The sequence below is a fragment of the Sphaerobacter thermophilus DSM 20745 genome, from assembly GCF_000024985.1.
Classification (GTDB): Bacteria; Chloroflexota; Chloroflexia; order Thermomicrobiales; family Thermomicrobiaceae; genus Sphaerobacter; species Sphaerobacter thermophilus.
In genome coordinates, this window is the sequence record NC_013523.1 from 1,850,079 (window position 1) to 1,871,535 (window position 21,457).

Consider the following 21,457-nt stretch of genomic DNA (forward strand, 5'->3'; position numbering starts at 1 on the left):
ACCCATACCTATCCGTTCAGTGACGGGCGAGCGTCTGCAGCGCGGCGTAGACCCGTTCTTCAACGGTCTGCCCCTCGTGGCGCTCGATGCGAGCCAGGGCGTCGCGAGCCTCGGGTGCGGTGTAGCCGAGGGCCATGAGGGCCTCCATCGCCTCGGCGTCGGCCGCAGCGAGGGCCGGCGCTTGCGCGCCGGCCGGAGCGGGCAGCTTGCCGCGGAGCTCCAGGATGATCCTGCTGGCGGTCTTCTTGCCGATGCCCGGCACCCGGCTGAGCGCGGCGATGTCCTCCGACTCGATGACCCGGTGCACTTCCTCCGGCCGGGCACTCGAGAGAATGTTGAGCGCAACCCGTGGCCCGACACCGGTCACGCTCGTGAGCAACTCGAAGAGCTGCAACTCCTCCGGCGTGCTGAAGCCGTAGAGCGTGATGTCGTCCTCGCGCACGCGCAGGTGCGTGTACAGCTCGGCGTGGTCGCCAACCTCGCCGAGGTCATCGACGGTCGTCTGCGAGGTAAGCACCCGGATAATAAGCCCGTGGAGATCGATGAGCACGATCCCCGGGTACTTGGCGTGGATCGGCCCCCGAACACCGCTGATCATCGCGCGTCCCCGCCGGGAAGGTTGTAAACACGGATCGCATTGCCACCGAGCACGGGGCCCACCTCCTCCTCGCGCAGGTTCGCGTCGCGCACACGCCGCAGGAAGCGATCCTGCCGCAGCACCGGATAGTCCGACGCCATCAGGACGCGCTCCGGGCCGACAATATCCAACACCGCCCGGAAGACCTCGAAGCGGTACAGGTAGGTCAACGCGGCCGAGTCGTACGCCACGTTGCGCGCGATCGACGCGACCTCCGGCATCAACTCGTAGAAGGGCAGCCCGCCGCCCCAGTGCGCCGCAACGACCCGCAGGTCGGGGTACGCCGCCAGGAAGTGGACGAACTTCTCGGGCGTCGCCGTGCCCTTGCCGGGGTAGACGTGCCCCACCGGCTCGCTGACGTGGAACATCACCGGCCGGTCGTGCTGCAAGCAGGCATCGACCAGCGCGGCCAGCGGCTCCGGCTCGCGGAAGTCAAAGCCCTGCGCGTCGGCGTTCAACTCCCCGATCCCGACAGCGCCGAGCGCGAAGCAGCGAGCGGCCTCGTCGGCCGCGTCCGGCGCGGATGGCACGACCGTCGCCAGCCAGCTCAACCGGTCGGGGTAGGTCGTGGCCGCCTCCGCCATGTAGTCGTTGTGCATCCGGCAGAGGGCCGGGTCGCGCCACGGGAACCCGGCGATGATGGAGCGGTCGATCCCCGCGGCGTCCATGCTGGCGATCAGGTCTTCGGCAGTCACCAGCGCGGCACGCGGGTTCGTGTAGAGGTGTTCGAACCAGGGGTCACGCGCCACATACGCCGCTCGGTCCCGGCAGATCTCCGGGGCGAAGACGTGCGTATGCGCGTCGACGACCAACATCGACGGCCACTCCCGTGCTCGCGGTATCCCCGGAGGCGAGGGCCTGAACGCCTAGGCCCCGCCACCCATGAACAGGATGACCGCCACAATGGCGATGAAGACGAGGAGGCCGATCAGCACCAGCACCGGGACCAGCAGCGCGCCGCGCCCGCCGGCCTCTACCTCCACCGGCTGCGGCTCCAGCGTCGCACCGGCCGGCATCATCCAGGCGACCACCGCGCTGACGTTGTCGTTGGAAGAACGGGCTAGTGCGGTCTGGACGAGCTCCCGCGCGGCCTGCTCGGGCGGCGAGCTAAGCACGATGCGGGTGAGATCCTCCTCGTCGACGTAGTCGTGGACGCCGTCGGTGGTCAGGACCAATCGGTCGTCCGCCAGCAAGCGGATCTCGAAGATGTCCACATCGACTCGCGGCCGGTGTCCGAGCGCCCGGGTGATGATGTTGCGGTGCTGGCTCTCGCGTGCCTCCTGCTCGGTCATCGCTCCGGCCGCGACCTGCTCCGCCACCAGGGAGTGGTCCCGCGTCACCTGCGTCGCCCGGTTCGCCCGGATCAGGTAGGCACGGCTGTCGCCCACGTTGCCGATCGTCAGGTCATTCCCCCGGATGACCGCGGCGACCAGCGTCGTGCCCATCATGTTGTCGTCGCCGTTGGCCGAGCCGTTCTGGTAGATTAGCTCGTTGGCGTGGCGAAAAGCCTGCTTCAGACGCAGCGGGACCTCGGTCGGGCCGATCTCAGACCCATAGTAGTCCTCGCGCAACGTATCAACTGCGATCTGTGCCGCGACTTCGCCCCGCTGGTAGCCACCCATGCCGTCGGCGACGGCCAGGAGCACCCCGTGGCTCTGGGCCAATTCCCCTTCCGGATCGGCGACGAAGACGCTGTCCTCGTTTTCCTCCCGGACGGTCCCGGTGTCGGTCGCAGCACCGACCGCCACCCGCATCTCATCCACGTAATCGCGCCCTTACCCTCGGTACCGTTCTATTCCCCCGGAACGGCGAACATCCCCCGGTTCTGGCTGCGAAATCGTAGCACAGCGGAGCGCCTCTGGCCACGCTCGCCGATCCGCGTCCGTTCATGCACCTGTGTTACGATTGCCCTGTTTCGACCGTGCCCGGGATGGAGACACGAACACATGCGACTGGTCCCACTGCTCCGACTCCTGCCGGTACTCCTCGTGGCGGGTCTCTTGCTCGCCTGCGGTGGGTCCGACGAGGAACCGACCCCGACCCCCTCGCCTCAGGGCCTCATCGACGCTGCCGCGAACCGCTTCAACGAGCTCGATACGGCCCACTACACGCTCACGATCGACGGGGATGTCTACCTCGACGCCCAGGGTATGCTCGCCCTGCGCGGCGCTGAGGGTGACCTCCAGCGCCCCGACCGCGCCACCGCCAAGGCCGACATCGGCTTCGCCGGCACGACCCTCTCGGTGAACGTAGTCGCCCTGGGCCAGGAGCAGTACATGACCAACTTCCTGACCGGCCGGTGGGAACGCGCCCCCGAAGATCTGGACTACAACCCGGCGGTGGTGTTCGACTCCGAGCGCGGTATCCCGGGCGTCCTCCGTGAGACGCGCGACGTGACCCTGGTCGGTGAGGAGAGCCTGGACGGCACTGCGGCCTACCACCTGCGGGGTGTCGTCCCGCAAGCCTCGGTCGCGCCGATGACCGGGAACGCCTTCCAGGGCGACCCGATCGAATTCGACCTGTGGATCGGCCGCGACACATCCGACATTCTCAAGGTTGTGCTCCACGACACGGCCGCCGCGCAGGGAGCGACACCGGCGACATGGACCCTCGTACTGAGCAGGCACAACGAGCCGGTCACCATCGAGAAGCCGGCGACCTAGCACCCGCGGCCGCCGCCGGGCAGAGCCCGGCGCGGCTGCTCGTGCCGGTCCTGATCATCGTCGTCGTCGCCGCCCTGGACCTGACGGTCATTGCCCCGATCCTCCCTGCAGTCCTGGTCGACCTGCGCGTCAACACCGCTGAGGCCGACCGCTACGTGTGGATCGTCAGCGGTTACCTGCTGGCCTATACCCTCACGATCCCGTTGATGGGGAGACTCTCCGACATCGTCGGCCGGCGCGCGACCTTCCTGGCGGCGCTAGGCGTCTTCCTGGCCGGCTCGGCGGCCTGCGCCGCAGCCGATACACTCCCCGCCATCGTCGCCGCACGGGTCGTCCAGGGCTTCGGCGGGGGCGCCATGGTACCGGTCGCGATGGCGGTGGTCGGCGACCTGCTGCCTCCGGCTCGGCGAGCAGGCGCGCTTGGCATCGTCGCCGCGGCCGACACACTCGGCTGGGTCCTCGGGCCGCTTTGGGGAGCGGCCATCGAACAGCTCACCGGCGACTGGCGCTGGATCTTCCTCCTGAATCTGCCGATCGGCCTCGCGGCCGGCGCGGTCCTGGTGTTGCGCTGGCGCGACGCACCGCTGGGTGGACGCCAGCGTATGGCACTCGACCTTCCCGGCGCGCTGCTTCTAGCAATCGGCCTCCTGGGGTTGAGCCTGGGACTCTCTGTTGGTGCCGAGCCGATGCCGGGTGGCGGCAGCCGGGCACTCGGAGCGGCGCCGAACCCGCTGGCAGCCTACCGTCTGCCTCTGGTCGTCGTCGGCGTCGTCGCACTCGCACTACTGGTCGTGGTCGAGCGGCGGGCCCGGGATCCGCTCATCCCCCTCGGCATCTTCCGTGAGCGTCTCTTCGCCGCCGCCAACGGGACAAACTTCCTGATCGGCGCGGCGCTGATGGTGGCGATGGTGAACGTCCCGCTGCTCACCGCGCTCCTGGTCGAGGAGGCCCGCGTGAGCATCGTCAGCGCGGAGCTGCTGGGCGCCTTCTCGCTCGCGATGGGTGTGGGTGCCCTGGTGGGCGGGCGCGTCGCGGAACGGTTCGGCTACGTCGGGGTGACGCTCGCGGGCCTGCTCATCGCGGCGGCCGGATTCTGGCGCATGAGCGGGTGGGGCAACACGCTGGAGATGAGGCGGATGGGCCTCGACCTCGCCGTCACCGGGGTCGGTGTGGGATTGGTCATCGCGCCCATCGCCGCGGCGGCCATCAACGCCGCGCGCCGGTCCGACCTCGGCATCGCCTCGGGCCTGGTCATCGTCATGCGCCTGCTCGGCATGACGCTGGGCATCTCCGCCTTGACCGCCTGGGGCGTCAGCCGCCTAAACGAGGCGTTGACCAACTTGCCCCCGGTCGTCCAGCAGCCGGGCGAGTCGCTGGCCGACTACCTGGCGCGACAGCAGGAAGTGGCCGTGCAGCAGGCCATCCCGGCGACCATCGACGTGATTCGCGACACCTTCGGCGCCGCGGCTCTCATCTGCCTGCTCGCCATCCTCCCCGCGCTCTTCCTCTCCCGGCGCGGGCGCCGGGAGCGAGAGTGATACGCCATGCGTGATGCGTCATGCGTCAAGCTCCCCTCTCCCCTGGTGGGCTCCGTCCGAGAGGGGCCGGGGGTGAGGGGGACGCATGACGCATCACGCCTCCCCCAGCGCCTCGCGCAGCAACGCCATCGCCTCCGCTACGGACCGCTCGGGAGTGAAGACAGCCGACCCGGCGACGATGATGTCCGCCCCGGCGTCCACAACGCGCCGGATATTGCTTGCCTTGATCCCCCCGTCCACCTGGATGACCGCCCGAGCGCCGCGCTCATCGATCATGCGGCGCAGCCGTTCGATCTTCCCCAGCGATGTCGGGATGAACGTCTGGCCACCGAAGCCCGGGTTGACGCTCATCACCAGAACGAGATCGACGAACGGGAGGATCTCCTCGATCGCCGCGAGCGGCGTCGCCGGGTTCAAGGCCACTCCGGCCTGGGCGCCGGCCTCCCGGATGCGCTGCACCGTGCGATGCAGGTGCACGCTGGCCTCGACATGCACCGTCACGATCTGTGCACCGGCCGCAATGAACTGGTCCACGTACCGCTCCGGTTCGACGATCATCAGGTGCACGTCCACCGGTAGGTGCGTCACGTCAGCCACCGCCTCGACGACCGGGATCCCGATAGTGATGTTCGGCACGAAGCGACCGTCCATCACGTCCAGGTGGACGTAGTCCGCCCCCGCGGCCTCGATCGCGGCGACCGCGTCCGCCAAACGTACCAGATCGGCCGTCAGCACCGACGGTGCGATCGCGACTCTGCGCCCCGCCCGCTGCTCCACCGTCATCGTCGCTCATTCCCTCCCGCGTTCAGCCCGCTCGACCGCCTGTCTCGGGGATTGTACCGGCGAAGCGGGCACGCCATGGTCCGGGCAGGTTTACCGCCGGTTCGGTAGACTTTCTTCGCGGTCCCTTGGGGACGCCGCAGCATCGCTGTGTTGCTCCAGTAGAGGCCACTGCGTAGCGTGAACTGGCTCGACTTCGTCATCGTCCTGATCGTACTCTTTGGCGCCGCGGTCGGCGTGCGCCGGGGCTTCTTCCGGGGCGCACTCGACGTGGTCCTGGTCGTCGTCGGCCTGCTTGCCGGGGCGGTGGGCTACCGAGCCGCCAGCGGCCTCCTCGAACGCCTCATCGGTGAGCACGGCATCGTCCTCAACGTGGCGGGCTTTGCCCTCGTCGCGCTCGTCGTCCAGGGCATCCTCTCCGCGATCGCGGGGATCACGCTCGGCCCGATCATCGGCGTCGTCCGCGCCATTCCGCCGATCCGCTGGGCCGACGAGATGCTGGGACTGATCCCCGGAGCCATCAAGGGGCTGGTCGTAGCCACCTTGCTGGTGCTGTTGGCGACGCTACTGTCGTTGGGACCGATCACCGAGACAGGGTTGGAGCGCTCACACCTGGCGTCGCCGCTGGTCGCCCGTTCAGCCCGCGTGCTGGCCTGGGCGCAGAGCCGTACCGGGCTCAACCTGGCCGACTTTACCGTCATCACCGAGCCGACGGGCGAGGCGGGCGTCCGGCTCCCCTTCCGCGTCACGCAGGGACTGACGGTAAGCCCGTCCGACGAGGACGAGATGCTGGCCCTGCTGAACGCGGAGCGCGTAGCGGAGGGCCTGCCGCCGCTGGAGAGTGACCCGGCGCTGCAGGAAGTGGCACGGGCGCACTCGAGCGAGATGTTCTCGCTCGGCTATTTCGCTCACGAATCGCCGGTATCCGGGGCCCCTGCCGACCGCCTCCAGGCCGCCGGGATTCCGTTCACAGTAGCCGGAGAGAACCTCGCCTACGCGCCGACCGTTGCGATCGCCCACCGGGGCCTGATGCAGAGTCCCGGTCACCGCGCCAACATCCTGTCACCGGAGTACACGCGGGTCGGCATCGGCGTGGTCAGCGCGCCAACCGGTGGCAAGATGTTCACCCAGGTATTCGCGGCAGGCTGACAAAACTGTCACGCCGGACACGCGGCATACAGCTCGCTTACAATAATCGGAGGCCGTCCCCGGACTGGGAAGACGGGGACGGCATAGCCATGTGCAGGTGATGAGGGAGGGCGGAGCCGATGAACATCATTATCCCTGTCGCGGGTTTGGGCACGCGGCTACGTCCGCAGACGTGGAGCAAGCCGAAGCCACTGGTTAGTGTGGCGGGCAAACCAGTGCTCGGCCACGTGTTGGATCGCCTCCTCGCGCTGCCGATCGACAAGGTGGTTTTCGTCACCGGCTATCTCGGCGACCAAATCGAGGACTACGTTCGCCAGAACTACCGCTTCGATGCAACCTTCGTCGAGCAGAAGGAACAGTTGGGCCAGTCCCACGCGATCATCCAGGCGCGGGGTGAGGTGACCGGTCCCACCCTCGTCGTCTTCCCGGACATGCTGTTTGAGGCGGACCTGGATCAGATCTCCGGGCTCACGGCAGACGGGGCGCTCTTCGTCAAGGAAGTCGACGACCCGCGCCGTTTCGGCGTGATCGAGGTCGAGAACGGGCGAATCACGCGGCTGGTGGAGAAGCCGGAGACCATGGTTTCCAACCTCGCGATCGTGGGGATCTACTACTTCCGCGCCGTCGAGGATCTCTTCGACGCGATCGACTACCAGATGGCCCACAACATCCAGACGAAGGGCGAGTACTTCCTGGCCGACGCCATCCAGCACATGATCGACCAGGGGACGCACTTCACCTACCTGCCGGTCACTGTCTGGGAGGACTGCGGCAACCCGAAGGCGCTGCTGAACACCAACCGCTATCTGTTGGCGCGCTTGGGCAACCATGTTCCCGACATCCCGGGCGCGGTCATCGTCCCCCCGGTGGTGATCGACCCGACGGCAACGATCCGCAACGCTGTCATCGGGCCCTACGCCAGCATTGGCGCCCGGGTCACGATCGACAACTCGATCGTGACCGACTCGATCGTGGATGAGGGCGCCGAGATCGAAACGGTGATGCTGACCCGCTCCATCGTCGGGCGCGACGCCTTCGTCCGCGGTTACTTCATGCAGGTGAACGTCGGCGACTCGTCCGACATCACTCTGGCCGGGGGCAACCACACCGAGGGAGCGCAGCCGCGTGACTGACCAGGAGACCACCCCGAACGCCGGCTGGCTCGAAGTCACGGTCGAAGCCGACGCCGAGTCGGTTGAGGCGGTGGCAGACCTCTTCAGCCGCTACGCCTATAACCAGGGCGTGGTGATCGAAGAGCCGTTCGTCCAGCAGCCGGACGGCGAGGACCTGGCGGTCGACCCCACCCGCCCGGTCCGCGTGAGCGCTTACCTCCCGCGGGACGAACGGCTCTCGGACCACCTCCAGCGCATTGCAGAGGGCCTGTGGCACCTGCGGCAGCTCGGCACCGTGGGCGAGATGCAGACCGCCGAGCGGCCGGAGGAAGACTGGGCCAACGCCTGGAAGGAGCACTTCCAGGTCACCCGGATCGGCCGCCGATTCGTCATCCGCCCCTCGTGGCGAGAGTACACACCCGAACCGGACGACCTCGTCATCACCCTCGACCCCGGCATGGCGTTCGGCACCGGGTTGCATCCGACCACCGAGTTCTGTCTACGGTGGCTGGAAGAGTTGCCGGTCGAGGGCAAGACCCTGCTCGACGCGGGGGCGGGATCGGGGATCCTCTCGATCGCCGCGATCGCCCGCGGCGCGGCGCACGTCGACGCTGTGGAGATCGACCCGGTCGCCGTCAAGGCACTGCGGCACAACCTGGACCTCAACCAGGTAACGGACCGCGTGCGCGTCATCCAGGGCGACGTGGTCGAGGTCGTGGAGCCCTCTGGGGGGTACGACCTCGTCCTGGCCAACATCATCTCGAACGTCCTGATCCGAGCAGCACCGACGCTGGCCGGAGCCGCGCGCCCCGGCGCACCGCTCGTGCTGAGCGGCGTCATCACCCAGCGCGAGGCGGAGGTCCTGGCCGCGTTCGAGGCCGTGGGCTGCACCCTCCAGGAGCGGCGTGTCGCCGGGGACTGGGTGTCGCTGCTCATGACCCGCGAGGCGTAGCCGGTGGCCGGGACGGTCCATCGCTTCTACCTCCCGGCGCCGCTCCCCCCGGGTGAGAGCGTGGCCCTGACCGAGGAGCAAGCCCGGCAGGCCGCGCGCGTGCTGCGCCTCGCGCCGGGTGCCCCCGTCGTCCTCTTCAACGGCGACGGGCAGGAAGTGCCGGGGACCATCGAGGACTGCGCCCCTCGCAGGGTGACGGTCCGCCTCGGCGAGCCGCGCGCCGGACGCTCCTGCCCGGTTCCGGCCATCCACGTGGCCCAGGCCCTGATCAAGGCCGACCGGTTCGACTGGGTGGTGCAGAAGGTGACGGAGCTGGGGGTCGCTCGCATCACGCCCCTGGCGACAAGCAGGACGGTGGTATCATTGCCCGTCGAGCGCGCCCGCCAGCGCCGCGAGCGCTGGCAGCGGATCGCGGTCGAGGCGGCGGAGCAGAGCGGCCGGGTCACGATCCCGGAGATCGACGAGCCCGCCACGCTTGACGACCTCCTCCCGCTGATGGCTCGGATTCCCGCGCTGGTCTGTTGGGAGAACGAGGCGATGCCCCTGCACCGGGTGCGGCTGCCAACCGCAGGCCCGCTGCTGGTGGTAATCGGCCCGGAGGGCGGGTTCACCCGCGAAGAGATCGCCGCCGCCGTCGATGCCGGGGCGCGCACGGTGTCGCTGGGTCCGTTGATCCTGCGGAGCGAGACGGCCGCGCTGGCCGCCCTCGCCGGGATCTTCACGCTGGCCGCTGCGGCCGCTGACAATCCGTAGGCTCACGTAGAGGTAGTTGTCCATGATTGCCACCCGACGCCGCTTCACCGACGTCCCAGACCAGCCCGGCGCGATCGCTGAGGTGGCGCCCAACTCACTGGCCGCGGAGCTTGGCCTTCAGCCCGGCGACCGTATCGTCGCCGTCAACGGCCGCGCCCTCCGCGACGCGCTCGACTTCCAGTTCTACGCCGAGGCCGAGGAGGTCACGCTGGAGGTCGTGCGGGGTGAGGAGGTCACCCTCTACGAGGTCGAGCGCGACAGCGACGAGCCCTGGGGCATCACCTTCGCCGACCCGACGTTCGACGGCATCCACCTCTGTAACAACCAATGCCCCTTCTGCTTCATCAAGCAGATGCCGAAGGGCATGCGCAAGAGCCTCTACGTCATGGACGACGACTACCGCTACTCGATGCTCTACGGCAACTTCATCACGCTGACCAACCTGACCGAGGAGGATTGGCAGCGCATCGAAGAGCAGCGAATCAGCCCGATCAACGTCTCCGTCCACGCTACCAACCCCGAATTGCGGGTCGCGCTGGTCGGGAACCCGCGCGCGGCCCAGATCATGGAGGACCTGGCACGCCTGGAGCGGATCGGAATCGACTACAACGCCCAGCTCGTCCTCTGCCCCGGCATCAACGACGGGCCGGAGATGGACCGCACGATCCGCGACTTGATTTCGCTCGGCCCGCACCTCCTGTCGATCGCCGCGGTGCCCGTGGGCCTGTCCAAGTTCGGCCAGGAGCGCCAGAGCCGGCGGGTGCGCCTCTCCCGCACCTGCATGCGCTCCCTTCCGGGCGCGCTACTTGACATCCGGCGTTACACCCCGGAGGAGGCCGAAGGCGTCATCGCACAGGCCGAAGGGTGGCAGGTGCGCTTCCGCCGCGAGCGTGGCCGCACCTTCCTCCAGTTGGGCGACGAGTTCTACCTCATGACCGGGAAGCCGGTGCCCCCGGCGTCCCACTACGACGGCTTCCCCCAGGTGGAGGACGGGATCGGCATCACCCGCCTCTTCATCGACGACGCCGAGCGCCTGATCCGGCGCGGGCGCAAGGCAGCCACCGCCGGCGCGTCCGGCACCATCGCCTGCGGCACGCTGATCGCACCGACAATGCAGAGCCTGGTCGACCGGGTCAACGACGCGCTCGACACCCGCCTGCGGGTCGTCCCGATCGTGAACACCTTCTTCGGCGCCGAGATCAACGTCTCCGGCCTCCTGACCGGCGGGCTGGTGCGTGACGCCCTCGCTGGCGAGACGGCAACCGACCCGGTCTTCGTCTCCCACCACATGCTCTCGAAGCGTACGAAGACCTTCCTCGACGACCTCCACCTGGAGGACCTGAAAGGGGCGCTCGGCCGGCCGGTGTTCGCCGCTGAGTACCTGACCGACGTCGTTCAGCACCTGGCGGCCGCTCGGCCGCGGATCGCCCTATGATCGACGAGCTGACTCTCCGGCAGACGGCAGACGGCACGCAGGTGACGGTCCGCGTCACTCCCCGCGCCAGCCGCACGCAGGTGGATGGCGTCGCCGACGGCGCCCTCCGGGTCCGACTCGCCGCCCCGCCGGTCGAAGGCGCCGCCAACCGCGCCCTCACCGAGTTCCTCGCTAACCTCCTGCGCCTGCCAAAGCGCGACGTCGAACTCGTCGCCGGAGCGCGCGGCCGCCAGAAGACCGTCCTCCTCCGCGGCCTCACCCCCGCCGACGTCAGCGAGCGCCTCACCGCCGCCCTGGAGCGCTAGGGGGCGACAGGCAGAAAAGGGGCCACGCGGCGTGGCGCGTGCCCGGGAGATCGGTGGCGTGAGGAGCCTCGCGCCGTAGCGCGTGCACGGGCATCGGTGGCGTGAAGGATCCCACGCCGTGGCGTGTGCCCGGAGCTAAAGCCGCCGGGCTGACAAGGAAAAGCCGGCTGATGCCGGCTGGGATTCAGCACGGTTCACACCCCGGCATTAGGTTCCGCCGCTCACCACCCGGTCGAATCATCGCCCTCAGCCGGCTTTAGCCGGATTCGCCTTGTGAGCCCGGGCGTTTACTCCCGGGCACGAACCGGCCAGTGGACACCCAACACCCAGGTGTAAGCCCAGAGCGCCCCAGCCCCCGTCAGTCAGCGCTGATGGTGTACCTCGGGAATATCCTGGTGCGCGCCACCTACCGCCTCCCACGCCGAAGCATGACGGCGACGGCGGTCAAGGCGCCGACGATGCCGCCTACGACCCCGGCGAGCCCGTTGGCGACGCGGTGCGACGGCGGTTCGCCGCTGGTTACCCCGACCGGCGGGGTGTAGTCGCGCAATCGAAGCCAGAGCGCAATCGTCTCCTTCATCGCGCGGAAGACGACACGCGGGCTGCCGCCGGAGGACTCTCCGGCGGGGCGGGGATAATGGTTGACCCCCACCTCGATCCAGGTGGCCCCGGCTCGCTCCGCCTTGGCAAGGATCTCCGTGTTGATCAACGCCCCTGGGGACGTCAGGTCGATCGCCCGAAGCAGGTCGGCGCGGAACACCTTGAAGGCGCAGTCCACGTCCCGTAGCCGCACGCCGAACAGGATCCGCACGGCCACGTTGAAGATCCAGGCGTAGACGATCCGGTACAGGGCATCCTGGCGGTTGACCCGGTATCCCGCGACGAGGTCGTACTGGCCGATGAAGGGCGTGAGGAAACTCAGGTCAGCGATGTCGAACTGCTGGTCGCTGTCCATGAACATGATGTAGTCGCCGGTCGCCGCGGAGAAGCCGGAGGTCAGAGCCGCGCCGTAGCCGCGGTTCCGCGGGTGGTGGACCACGGTGATCCGTTCGTCTGCGGCGGCTAGCTCGTCGGCCAGCGGCCCGGTGCCGTCGCGGCTGCCGTCGTTGACGATGACGATCTGGAATTCCTCGACCAGTTGGGGGAGGACATCGAGCGCACGGTGGACGACTGCTGACAGATTGTCCACCTCGTTGTGCGCCGGCAGCACGAGCGAGAGCCTGCCCCGGATCATCCCACCTCCCCCGGGCGACGGCCCGGTCGCGTGCGACCGGGCCGCTGCTACACCGTGGGCTTCAGTATACCCGCTTCGCCGGAGTGCCCCCTACTTCGGCATCTGCTGCAATGCCGTGTAGGACGGGCGCGGAGTCCAATCGCTGTACAGCACCGACCACGGGTGCTTCTCGTCCTCCGGCGGGGTCACGACGCTGAAGTTGAGGTTCCAGACGAACATCACGCCCATCCACGGGTAATACTGGCGCGCCATCTGGAACGCCCGCACCAGATACTCGGCCTGCGCCTCTTCCGAGATCTGGTTGCCGTACTCGTAGCCCGGCGCCTGGTTGGCCGTGGTCCAGCCGAACTCGGTCAGCCAGATCTGCTTGCCGGCCTCGCCGTGCTCGATCATTACCTGCCGGAGCTGCTCGATCCGGCGGAAGTAGAACGACTCGTGGTCGCGCCAGTTCGGTCCGGGGCCGGGCTGCGTCGGCCAGAGGGCATCAGGCGGGTTGTTGTTGCTGCCCGGGTGGGCACCGAGCACGTCGTAGTACTGCTTCACTTCGCCATCGTTGAAGCTGTAGATCTGCCGGAGATAGCTGACGTCGTCGATCGCGATCGTCGGGTCGTTGACCCCCGTCGGCGTCAGGCCGCCAAACACGACGATCGCCGACGGGTCGCCCGCCTTCACCCCGGTGTACCCGGCCTTGAGCAGGTTAACGTAGCGCCCGATGTCCACGTACCCGCCCATTTCAAAGGCCAGGTTCTGCTCGTTCCAGATCTCCCAGGCGTGGACCCGACCGCGGTAACGCTCGGCCAGGAAGCGCATCAGCTCCTCGAAGCGCGCCGGGTCTTCCGGCACGCCCCCATTGGCCCCGGCCCATTCAGGCGACTTGACCACACTGACCAGAAGCTTCACCCCGTTGCGGGCGGCACTATCGACGATGCGGTCGAGGCCAGAGGGGTTGTAACTCCCCGGTGCGGGTTCGAGTTCACGCCACTGCGCCTGAACGCGGACCCAGGAGAACCCCGCGGCCTTCACCATCTCGTGGGCCTTCTGGTTGAGCGCGTCGGACTGGTCGTCTCCCCACAGGAAGACGTTGAAGCCGTAGCCGACGTGTGGCCCATGCCGCAGGTTCCGAATCGGGTCGGGCGGCGGCAGTGTCGGGTCCTGCCGCGCCAGCGCGTCCTCAGGCGCGCCGCGCACCTGCAGGTACTCCGTGCCCAGCAGGCCGAGCAACACCTCATAGGGCGTCCCCCGGTACTCGGGGTGCCACTCAAAGCGTGCCCGCTCGAAGTATTGGACCGTGTGAACCTCGCCGTCCCCGGCGGGCGGCGGCTGGTTCCGCTCATCGAACTCCTGAGATAGCGGGAATCCGAAGTTCATCAGCCCGCCGTTGGCGTCCCAGTAGTTCTTGAACCCGTAGCTGAGGGAGTGCCCCGTCTCCGCGTAGTAGCGATGATCCGGGTTATCCGGGAACGGCGGGATGGGCTGGAAGGGCTCCTCGGACTCGCGACCCTCGACCCGGATCGCACCCAGCCGCATCAGCAGCACCTCGTAGGGGGTCCCGGCAAACTCCGGGTGATACTCAAAGACCGCCCGCTCGAAGTACTGCCGCAGGAAGCCGTCCTGCTCGAAGACTCCAGTGATCGGGTAGCCGAAGATAAACAGCCCGCCGCGCGTCTCCCAGTACTTCCGGAACGGCCCCTGCACCCAGAAGCCGGTCTCCGCGAAGTAGCGTGGCATCTCGAGGTCCTCCGGCGCGCTCGGGTTCTCCGCACGCGCGCCGCTGGTCGGCGCCAGCACGGCACCGAGCAGGACAAACAAGAATAGCCAGCGTAGGACGCGCATTACTCCCTCTTCCCGTCACGCGGGCAGCACCCGCCCAACCGTCGCTGCCGGCCCTCGGGGAGCGGGCCGGGTCACGGCTCTAGCGCGCCTCCCCATCGCGCGCCGTGAAACCGTGGATCAGCCAGCCAGCCGTAACACCCGCTCCGGGGTACCGCATGTCGCGGCGTCCTGCGGGGTTGTGGACCGGGGCTGGGACCTATGAGAGAGATGCTCGGCTGAGCGACGTACCCTTCCCATCGCCGGGTCCAGGTGGCCCTGAACCCGTCCCCCGTCGGCCATGCCGTTTCCCCGGCATGGACCATGCCGCCGCCCCGGCCGATCGACCCCGGCGCGAGCTACGGCGCCAACTGGAGTTCCACGTCCCCGATCTGGATCACGTCCCCGTAGCGGAGGCCGGTGGGTACCATGACCCGCTTGCCGTTCACACGTGTCCCATTCGTGCTACCGAGGTCTGTTACCCACCAACCGTCCTCAGTCCAGGTCACCTGGGCGTGCTCGCCCGAGACGAAGCTGTCATCGATGCGAATCGTCGCCCGTGGGTGCCGGCCGATGACGGTCACCGGCTCCAACTCCAGCCGCGCTCCGGGACGCAAACCCGAGTTCCCCGGCGCTTTCACGATCAGGTGGCCCGAGGGCTCCGCGGCGCGGACGGCCTGCGACCCCCGCGCGTACGACTGCATCTCGCGCAGGATAACCCGGATCACCTGGAAGAGGAAGAAGTACAGGAGGAAAATGAACACGACGCGGAGGAGGAGCAGGAACCACTCGAACGGTAGTGACGCCATCATTGCTCTCCACGCGCCATGGGACTAACCGCGCCTGTCGCCACGGTACGGCAGCAGCGTCAAGCGTGCCGTCCCGAGAAGGATCTCGTCACCCACTTGCACCCACTGGCGGTCGACACGCACCCCGTTCACCGAGGTCCCGTTGGTCGAGTTCAGGTCGACGATCTGGAACTGGCCGTTGACGTACTCCAGCCGCGCATGGTGACGGGAGACCTCGGGCACCTCGACGACGACGTCGTTGTCCAGTGCCCGGCCGATCGTCGTAACTTGCCGCCGGATGACGAAAACTTGCTCCGGCGATACCGAGGTCGGTGCCACACGCAGCAGCACGGGCTGCACGTTGCCCGTCCGCTCCACCACGCGGTAGACCTCGGTGCGCTGCACCGCTTCCTGCTGGATCGGGTCGTAGTCGGGTAGCTCGACGATATGGGCCTCGACGCTGATGCGCCGCCGCGGCACGTTCTCGTCCCCGATCATCTGGACTCGAACCTGATCGATGAACCCGTAGTTGCGTTCCTCGGCCAGGTCGATGAGCCAGTCTTCCATCTGCCGGCACAGGCTGGGGACGATGTCCGCGAACTGGACCATGTCTTCAGGGTTGAGGAAGACGACATAGTCGTTGGGGACAACGATCCCATCCACCGTCGCCAGTTGGTTCCCCTCCATGGCTCGCTCTAGGCGGCGACCGATCTCGGCGGGCTGCACCGGGGTGCGAAATATTCGCCCGACGGATCCTTCCATCAGGCGCTCGAAGAAGTTCTCGAATCGCTGGAGGCTGTTCACCACGGCTGCAACTCAATCCCGGTTACTGGCACGGGGTAGGGATCGCGGCCGTTCGCGAGGCATCCCCGAAACAGCAGGCCCGGCGAATTATAGGTGTCCCCGCGCGGGAGGGTCAAACGGCGGAACACCGGCACCCTCGCGCGGGGTGCTGCGTCTACCACCGAGATCGCGCGCAAGAGGCCGGCGATTCACCCATCCAAGCAATATGGGCGCGTCTATGTGCCTGCCGATTGTGGTAGTATGCAACTCACAACGACATTCCTTAGGGGTCCGCAATCGATCATACATTGATTACGATCCTGGTCAAAGCCGAGCGGCTGTCGGCGACACGGATGCTGGCCAGACGGGAAGGGAGCGCACTGTGCTCGAACCCAGCGGCGATCAATCCTACCCCGGCGATCTCGCCGACATGCCCGGCGCACTGTTCTCCGAGTTCGAAGGCACGGTGAAGCGTGCGGCGAGTGGGACGACCCGCTCACGGCTGGAGCTCGCCGTGATCGGGGCAGCCCTGCTCACCGTGCCCGTAACATTCCTCCAACTAAGCGGCCATTCGGCCCCGTGGCTCACCGTCGCTGATTGGGCTATTTGGTTCGTCTTTGTCGCTGACTATGCGCATGCCGTGTCAGCAGCACCTGACCGCAGAACCGCCGCGTGCCGCCACTGGATCAGCGCGGTCGTCGTCGTGCTCAGCTTCCCGATCCTGCCACATGTGCTGGCGTTCACCCGGCTCACCCGCCTCTCCCGGCTGGTACGCCTCGCACGCCTGGTCCGGCTGATCGTCGCCACCAGCCGCGGTCTCCAGGGCGTACGCGTCGTCTTCGCGCGGCGCGGTCTCCTCTACGTCACGATCGTGACCGGCGTTCTCAGCGTTGCCGGCGGAGGTCTCCTCTCATTGATCGAGCCGGAGATTGTGGAAGGAAGCTTCCTCGGCGGAATCTGGTGGGCAATCATCTCGGTCATCACCGTCGGTTACGACGAAGCCCCAGCCACCATCGCGGGACGAGTCGTTGCGGTGCTGCTGATGCTCTCCGGGATCGGGCTTGCCTCGACGTTGGCGGCCGCCACCGCAGCCTATTTCGTCGGCCAGGAGGAGCAAGCCGAACTACGCGACATTGAGGCCCGGCTGGCACGGATCGAGGCGATGCTGGAGGAGGCAACGCGGCATCGCCAGGAGGATACGTAGGGAGGTGCACTCCACCTCACGGTACCGGCTCACCACCGCCCCTCCGGCCGTCGCGCAGCCGGCACCCACCGGCTACATCTCACCCGCGTCCAGCGGTTCGGCCGGGTAAACGGCTGCCTCCGACCCTTCGGCCCATACGATCGAGTGCAGCGCTTTCTCCCACGCGATCGACTGCCACTCCCCGCCGAGCAGGGCGCCAGGCGAGATCGTGACCTCGGCGTCCTCGATCGGGTAGATCCGCCAGACCGGGTGCGTCACGCGGTAGCGGAAACTCCGTCCCGCGCGGTCCCGGTCGAACCCCCAGTAGTGCTCTTTCAGGAAGTGTTCCTGGCTGTCCTCCGGCGGGATGAACGGCTCATCGCGGGCGTCTATCCGGATGATGCCGCGATGCTGGCGGTGTTCGAACGTGGTGTCCACGCGCACCCGGCCACCGTCCCGGTGGGTGTGATGCGTGATCCGCGCCAGGTAGTACGGCTGGTTGTAGAGGAGGCGCGCGCCGAGCACGACGAGACGGGTCGGTACGAACTCGCGCAGGAAGACCACGGCGCGCATCGGCCCGCGCCGCACGTAGAAGCGGAGATTGATCTCGGGGAAGTTCCGGGCGGTCGGGATGGGTATGCCGCGCACGCGCATGTCGGCGAACTCGAGCGCGACGAGCGAGAGGAGGTGGAGCGACGGGTCGTCGTCGGGAGTGTCCAGCTCACTGCCGGGTGGCACGTGGGGCAGCAGTAACTCCGGCGGCACCCGGTAGTTGACGAGGACCACGTTCTTCCACTGCGTCGAGAGAAACGGGCGCACCATTCAGTCCTCTCCTCTGCCGTCCACACCCGCTCCTCAGGCTCACACCCGAGGCCGTCACTAGGCTACCTGACTGGGAGGGATCGTGGCGTCGCGCTGCATCCAGGAACCGCACAGCAGGGACTCCAAGCCAGCCGCAAGCCGTCACTTGGAGTCGCCCCGACAAGAGGACACGGGTTGCAGCGATGATGGCACGTGGACGTCCATGGGCAGATTGACTAGTATTGCTTGTTGACAAGATCGATCGGACATGGCCGCGGCTCTGCGAGGACAGTTCCCGCGCCTGTACGGAAGGGAGTCTCGACCAGTGCGTCGTCTGCTGGTGATGGTGCTCATCATCGGCGTCATGGTGCTCGCGCCGGGTGTAGGCGCACAGCAGTTCGATCTGCTGCGGGTCACGTGCAGCGACTTTCCCTCGCAGGCCGCCGCTCAGGCTGCCTACCGCGCAGACCCGATCGGCCTGAGCAACCTGGACCAGGACAAGGATGGCATCGCCTGCGAGTCGAACCCCGGGCCGTACGACTACCGGCGGCCTGGTGAAGCGCCCGCACCGCAGCCGCCCGCCCCGCCAGCTCCGAAGCCGGAGCCGGAGCCGCACTGCACCTTCTATGCGGAGACGGGACACAGCCTCTGCGGCGGGTTCCGGGCGTACTGGCGGCAGTTCGGCGGCCTCGCCGTGTACGGGTTCCCGATCACCGACGAGTTCGTGGATCCGGCCACCGGGCGGGTGACCCAGTGGTTCGAGCGGGCACGCTTCGAGTGGCATCCGGGGACCTGGCCGGAGCGCTTCGACGTGCAACTGGGTCTGCTGGGGAACGAGTTGACGGTCGATCGACGCGGTGAGGAGCCCTTCGCGCCCGCCCAGGCGATCGAGGGGTGCATCTACTTCGAAGCGACCGGCCACAATCTCTGCGGTGGCTTCCGCGCCTACTGGGAGCAGTTCGGCGGCCTGGCCGTCTACGGCATGCCGATCAGCGAGGAGTTCCGGGAGGTCAACCCGGACACCGGCGTCGAGTACACGGTGCAGTACTTCGAACGCCAGCGCTTCGAGTGGCACCCCGGCGAGTGGCCCGAGCGGTACGACGTGATGCTCGGCCGCCTCGGCGCGGAACTCTTCATCGCCGAATAGGCACCCACCAGAGCACAAGACAGCCAACCGCCCAGGTGCCGGAACACCTGGGCGGTCTTGTGCCCGAGCGGGAGATGTTGCCCGATCGAATCGGGGTCATACCGTGGTACCCCCAGCGGGATTCGAACCCGCGATCTCCACCTTGAGAGGGTGGCGTCCTAGGCCGCTAGACTATGGGGGCACGGCCAGGGCGTCGCTCGACGTGCGGCTTGACCGGTACCCCCAGCGGGATTCGAACCCGCGATCTCCACCTTGAAAGGGTGGCGTCCTAGGCCGCTAGACTATGGGGGCACGACGCCCAGATAGCCGCATTCAAGGATACACTGTCGCGCGCTGACTTTCAAACCGTTCCGGGCAAGCTCGCCCCGCGGGCCGGGCCCCAGCGTGGCCAGCGCCACGATGCCAACACGTACGCCACGGCGAGGAGCAGGTAGACAACCACGACGGCGCTCCGGTCGAGCGACGGCGCCAGACCGGATGACCACTCGATTCTTGCGCACCACTCGGCCACGGCAACGGTCGCCTGCGCCGGGATCCAGGCAAGGATCCCGGCTGCGTCGGCAAGGACCGGGTGAACGAGCGACGCGAGCACCACGGCTACCCCACCCGCCATGACCGCGGGGATGAGGGGTGCGACGAGGGCGTTGCCGACGGGGGCGACCAACGAGTACTGCCCGAAGTGGTGTAGCAGGAGCGGCGTGGCCGCGAGCTGCGCGGCAAGCGGAGTGGCGATCAGCGCCAGCCAGCGCGGCCCACCTGCCACGCGGGGCATGATCGCCACCAGTGCCGCGGTCGATGCGACCGACAACTGAAACCCGGCGTGGGAGCGGATGGCCGGCTGGACGAGCACCATGAGGGCCGCCGACCAGGCGAGGGCGGTGACGACATCGCGCGGCCGCCCGCGCCAGAGGGAAAGCAGCGCCAGCGTCGCCATCAACGCGGCACGCGTCACCGAGGGCTCCATCCCGACGAGATAGGCGAAAGCCCACACCGCTCCCAGGTTCACCAGGAGCACCCAGCGCCGGGGAAGGCGCCCGCGCCCGGTGAGTACCGCCACCACGGCGCCGACCACGGTGACGTTCCAGCCGCTGACGGCGGTCAGGTGCGAAAAGCCGGCCGCGCGGAACGCGCGCACGGTCGTTTCGGTCATGCCGCCGTCGTCACCGGTGAGGACACCCGCGACGAACGGCCCGGCTGGCCGCGGCACGGCTCGCTCGATCCTTGCGACGATCCCCCGGACGAGCCACGTGCGCAGCCGCTGCCAGGCCGGTGCTTCATTGCCCAGCACGCGAGCCCGCTTCACGACGACTGTCCCGACAGCGCCAGGTTGGGTGTGCGATGGGCGCGGAAGGAATCGGCCGGTGAGAGCAACCACGTCGCCCTGCGCCACGCGCTGGTCGCGGGGGAGCTGGGCGACGACGAGCGCCGATACAGGCGTGTCGAGCGCCACCGTGACGCGCGTGTGGCCGGGGTAGCGACGGGGTATGTCCTGAACGGTCCCCGAGAACTCCCGGGCGGTGACCAATGGCTCAGGCGCAGCGAGACGAGGGATCGGTGCCGCCCGCCAGAAACCGATCCCCGCGGCGCAGAGCACGAGGGCCAGCGCTACGGCAGTCGCCCGCCCCGGCCGGAGTGCGAGCACCGTGAGGCTCACGCAGGCGGCGACCGGCAGCGCGAGCCAGCCGGTGCCCATGTCGCGCAGCAGTACCCCGCCAAGGACCGACGCAGCCAGCAGCGCCCCGAGCACGTTCAGGACTCCGTCGTCGCCAGCCCCCGCAGCGACTCCACCATCCGGGCGGAGATGCCGCGCACGGCTTCGAGGTCATCGAGCGTGGCAAAGGGGCCATGAGTGGTGCGATAGGCGATGATGCGCTGGGCCAGGACCGGGCCGATCCCGGGCAGGGATTCGAGTTCCGCCTGTGAAGCGGTATTGACGTTCACCAACCCCGGGGGAGCCACGCCCACCGGGACCGCCGAGGTGATCGCCGATCCATCCCCGCTGGCGACCGGCTGGGACGACATGGCACGGCGCTCGGGCACGATGAGCGTCTGGCCGTCGCGCAGGTGGTCCGCCATCGGCAGCCCTGCTACGTCGGCCTCGTCGAGCAGATCGGCCTGGGCGATGGCTTCGGCGACCCGGCTGCCGCGCGGGAGCGTGTAGAGCCCTGGCGCGCGCACGGCACCGCCGACGTAGACGGTGAGCGTGTTGGTATCCCCCACCGGCTCGATCTGCAGCACCAGTTCACGAGAGCGTTCGGCGCGCAGCACGGCAGTCAGAACGGCCACCGCGATCGCCGCTGCCACACCGAGCAGGATCAACCTCGCCCGAGTCAGCTCCATCCGTCCCCTCCCTCACGGTATGGAGCAGCCAGGAGTCGGCCTGGCGAA

The 21,457-nt window shown here is 68.1% G+C and carries 21 protein-coding genes and 2 tRNA genes; 10 read left to right on the top strand and 13 right to left on the bottom strand.

The features are described 5' to 3' along the window. Positions 1–16: 16 nt before the first annotated feature. From ruvA to STHE_RS08515, 3 genes are read right to left on the bottom strand one after another with little or no spacing between them, the layout of a single operon-like run. Positions 17–598 (bottom strand): Holliday junction branch migration protein RuvA, encoded by a 582-nt coding sequence (gene ruvA / locus STHE_RS08505; protein ID WP_012872161.1) that lies wholly within the window; start codon positions 596–598, stop codon positions 17–19. After that, positions 595–1,452, bottom strand: coding sequence for an amidohydrolase family protein (locus tag STHE_RS08510; RefSeq protein ID WP_012872162.1), 858 nt, complete (start codon positions 1,450–1,452; stop codon positions 595–597). Before STHE_RS08510 ends, ruvA begins: the two co-directional genes overlap by 4 nt. 51 nt (positions 1,453–1,503) lie before the next feature. Next, positions 1,504–2,391 (bottom strand): Stp1/IreP family PP2C-type Ser/Thr phosphatase, encoded by an 888-nt coding sequence (locus STHE_RS08515; RefSeq protein WP_012872163.1) that lies wholly within the window; start codon positions 2,389–2,391, stop codon positions 1,504–1,506. A 192-nt stretch (positions 2,392–2,583) separates the two neighbouring features. Between STHE_RS08515 and STHE_RS08520 the strand changes: the two genes are divergently transcribed. Further along, the gene (locus STHE_RS08520; RefSeq protein WP_012872164.1) at positions 2,584–3,300 is read left to right on the top strand and encodes an LppX_LprAFG lipoprotein; all 717 of its coding nucleotides are present in this window, start codon (positions 2,584–2,586) and stop codon (positions 3,298–3,300) included. Further along, positions 3,240–4,838, top strand: coding sequence for an MFS transporter (locus tag STHE_RS08525; protein WP_012872165.1), 1,599 nt, complete (start codon positions 3,240–3,242; stop codon positions 4,836–4,838). Before STHE_RS08520 ends, STHE_RS08525 begins: the two co-directional genes overlap by 61 nt. A gap of 93 nt (positions 4,839–4,931) precedes the next feature. On the opposite strand, the gene rpe is transcribed toward STHE_RS08525, so the two are convergent. Continuing rightward, positions 4,932–5,621: a ribulose-phosphate 3-epimerase gene (rpe, locus tag STHE_RS08530; RefSeq protein ID WP_012872166.1), complete on the bottom strand. Its 690-nt coding sequence runs from the start codon at positions 5,619–5,621 to the stop codon at positions 4,932–4,934. A gap of 177 nt (positions 5,622–5,798) precedes the next feature. Between rpe and STHE_RS08535 the strand changes: the two genes are divergently transcribed. The 6 genes from STHE_RS08535 to STHE_RS08560 all read left to right on the top strand — a co-directional run bounded on the left by STHE_RS08535 (position 5,799) and on the right by STHE_RS08560 (position 11,324). After that, positions 5,799–6,767 carry a CvpA family protein gene (locus tag STHE_RS08535; protein ID WP_012872167.1) on the top strand — a complete coding sequence of 323 codons (969 nt, stop codon included), beginning with the start codon at positions 5,799–5,801 and terminating at the stop codon, positions 6,765–6,767. A gap of 119 nt (positions 6,768–6,886) precedes the next feature. Beyond that, a complete protein-coding gene (locus STHE_RS08540) occupies positions 6,887–7,900 on the top strand; it encodes a sugar phosphate nucleotidyltransferase (RefSeq protein ID WP_012872168.1) in 1,014 nt (337 codons plus the stop codon). Beyond that, entirely contained in the window at positions 7,893–8,831 is a 939-nt protein-coding gene (gene prmA / locus STHE_RS08545; protein WP_012872169.1) for a 50S ribosomal protein L11 methyltransferase, read from the top strand. The genes STHE_RS08540 and prmA overlap by 8 nt, the downstream gene beginning before the upstream one ends. A 3-nt stretch (positions 8,832–8,834) precedes the next feature. Beyond that, positions 8,835–9,584 carry a 16S rRNA (uracil(1498)-N(3))-methyltransferase gene (locus STHE_RS08550; RefSeq protein WP_012872170.1) on the top strand — a complete coding sequence of 250 codons (750 nt, stop codon included), beginning with the start codon at positions 8,835–8,837 and terminating at the stop codon, positions 9,582–9,584. Between the two features lie 22 nt (positions 9,585–9,606). Beyond that, complete coding sequence (locus STHE_RS08555; RefSeq protein WP_012872171.1) at positions 9,607–11,019, top strand: DUF512 domain-containing protein; 1,413 nt, start codon at positions 9,607–9,609, stop codon at positions 11,017–11,019. Then, positions 11,016–11,324 carry a DUF167 domain-containing protein gene (locus STHE_RS08560; protein WP_012872172.1) on the top strand — a complete coding sequence of 103 codons (309 nt, stop codon included), beginning with the start codon at positions 11,016–11,018 and terminating at the stop codon, positions 11,322–11,324. The genes STHE_RS08555 and STHE_RS08560 overlap by 4 nt, the downstream gene beginning before the upstream one ends. Positions 11,325–11,730: 406 nt before the next feature. Here STHE_RS08560 and STHE_RS08565 read toward each other — a convergent pair whose 3' ends face one another. The 4 genes from STHE_RS08565 to STHE_RS08580 all read right to left on the bottom strand — a co-directional run bounded on the left by STHE_RS08565 (position 11,731) and on the right by STHE_RS08580 (position 15,962). Beyond that, entirely contained in the window at positions 11,731–12,558 is an 828-nt protein-coding gene (locus tag STHE_RS08565; protein ID WP_012872173.1) for a glycosyltransferase family 2 protein, read from the bottom strand. 90 nt (positions 12,559–12,648) lie between these two features. Next, positions 12,649–14,391: a cellulase family glycosylhydrolase gene (locus STHE_RS08570; protein ID WP_012872174.1), complete on the bottom strand. Its 1,743-nt coding sequence runs from the start codon at positions 14,389–14,391 to the stop codon at positions 12,649–12,651. A 335-nt stretch (positions 14,392–14,726) separates the two neighbouring features. Next, on the bottom strand, positions 14,727–15,176 hold the full coding sequence (locus STHE_RS08575; RefSeq protein ID WP_012872175.1) for an FHA domain-containing protein: 450 nt from the start codon (positions 15,174–15,176) through the stop codon (positions 14,727–14,729). Positions 15,177–15,200: 24 nt separating this feature from the next. Continuing rightward, positions 15,201–15,962, bottom strand: a complete 762-nt coding sequence (locus STHE_RS08580) for an FHA domain-containing protein (RefSeq protein ID WP_052295284.1) — start codon at positions 15,960–15,962, stop codon at positions 15,201–15,203. A 358-nt stretch (positions 15,963–16,320) separates the two neighbouring features. Here STHE_RS08580 and STHE_RS08585 point away from each other — a divergent pair, with 358 nt between their 5' ends. Continuing rightward, positions 16,321–17,142, top strand: coding sequence for a potassium channel family protein (locus tag STHE_RS08585; RefSeq protein ID WP_012872178.1), 822 nt, complete (start codon positions 16,321–16,323; stop codon positions 17,140–17,142). Positions 17,143–17,214: 72 nt separating this feature from the next. Here the strand turns inward: STHE_RS08585 and STHE_RS08590 are convergent, their stop codons facing one another. Next, positions 17,215–17,943, bottom strand: a complete 729-nt coding sequence (locus STHE_RS08590; protein ID WP_012872179.1) for a YqjF family protein — start codon at positions 17,941–17,943, stop codon at positions 17,215–17,217. Positions 17,944–18,247: 304 nt separating this feature from the next. On the opposite strand from STHE_RS08590, the gene STHE_RS18480 reads away from it, so the two are divergent. Next, positions 18,248–19,069, top strand: a complete 822-nt coding sequence (locus STHE_RS18480) for an LGFP repeat-containing protein (RefSeq protein ID WP_012872180.1) — start codon at positions 18,248–18,250, stop codon at positions 19,067–19,069. 104 nt (positions 19,070–19,173) lie between these two features. On the opposite strand, the gene STHE_RS08600 is transcribed toward STHE_RS18480, so the two are convergent. The 4 genes from STHE_RS08600 to STHE_RS08615 form a co-directional block, all read right to left on the bottom strand. Then, positions 19,174–19,250 (bottom strand) — tRNA-Glu (locus tag STHE_RS08600). Between the two features lie 36 nt (positions 19,251–19,286). Continuing rightward, a tRNA-Glu gene (locus tag STHE_RS08605) sits at positions 19,287–19,360 on the bottom strand. A 49-nt stretch (positions 19,361–19,409) separates the two neighbouring features. After that, positions 19,410–20,816, bottom strand: coding sequence for a ComEC/Rec2 family competence protein (locus STHE_RS08610; protein WP_012872181.1), 1,407 nt, complete (start codon positions 20,814–20,816; stop codon positions 19,410–19,412). A 2-nt stretch (positions 20,817–20,818) separates the two neighbouring features. Next, positions 20,819–21,409, bottom strand: coding sequence for a ComEA family DNA-binding protein (locus tag STHE_RS08615; protein WP_012872182.1), 591 nt, complete (start codon positions 21,407–21,409; stop codon positions 20,819–20,821). Between the last annotated feature and the right edge of the window lie 48 nt (positions 21,410–21,457).

What these genes read in the sequence shown, in the direction of transcription:
- ruvA (WP_012872161.1), bottom strand. Translation starts at nt 598, where the DNA reads ATGATCAGCGGTGTTCGGGGGCCGATCCACGCCAAGTACCCGGGGATC.
- STHE_RS08510 (WP_012872162.1), bottom strand. Translation starts at nt 1,452, where the DNA reads ATGTTGGTCGTCGACGCGCATACGCACGTCTTCGCCCCGGAGATCTGC.
- STHE_RS08515 (WP_012872163.1), bottom strand. Translation starts at nt 2,391, where the DNA reads ATGCGGGTGGCGGTCGGTGCTGCGACCGACACCGGGACCGTCCGGGAG.
- STHE_RS08520 (WP_012872164.1), top strand. Translation starts at nt 2,584, where the DNA reads ATGCGACTGGTCCCACTGCTCCGACTCCTGCCGGTACTCCTCGTGGCG.
- STHE_RS08525 (WP_012872165.1), top strand. Translation starts at nt 3,240, where the DNA reads ATGGACCCTCGTACTGAGCAGGCACAACGAGCCGGTCACCATCGAGAA.
- rpe (WP_012872166.1), bottom strand. Translation starts at nt 5,621, where the DNA reads ATGACGGTGGAGCAGCGGGCGGGGCGCAGAGTCGCGATCGCACCGTCG.
- STHE_RS08540 (WP_012872168.1), top strand. Translation starts at nt 6,887, where the DNA reads ATGAACATCATTATCCCTGTCGCGGGTTTGGGCACGCGGCTACGTCCG.
- STHE_RS08555 (WP_012872171.1), top strand. Translation starts at nt 9,607, where the DNA reads ATGATTGCCACCCGACGCCGCTTCACCGACGTCCCAGACCAGCCCGGC.
- STHE_RS08560 (WP_012872172.1), top strand. Translation starts at nt 11,016, where the DNA reads ATGATCGACGAGCTGACTCTCCGGCAGACGGCAGACGGCACGCAGGTG.
- STHE_RS08565 (WP_012872173.1), bottom strand. Translation starts at nt 12,558, where the DNA reads ATGATCCGGGGCAGGCTCTCGCTCGTGCTGCCGGCGCACAACGAGGTG.
- STHE_RS08570 (WP_012872174.1), bottom strand. Translation starts at nt 14,391, where the DNA reads ATGCGCGTCCTACGCTGGCTATTCTTGTTTGTCCTGCTCGGTGCCGTG.
- STHE_RS08575 (WP_012872175.1), bottom strand. Translation starts at nt 15,176, where the DNA reads ATGGCGTCACTACCGTTCGAGTGGTTCCTGCTCCTCCTCCGCGTCGTG.
- STHE_RS08590 (WP_012872179.1), bottom strand. Translation starts at nt 17,943, where the DNA reads ATGGTGCGCCCGTTTCTCTCGACGCAGTGGAAGAACGTGGTCCTCGTC.
- STHE_RS08615 (WP_012872182.1), bottom strand. Translation starts at nt 21,409, where the DNA reads ATGGAGCTGACTCGGGCGAGGTTGATCCTGCTCGGTGTGGCAGCGGCG.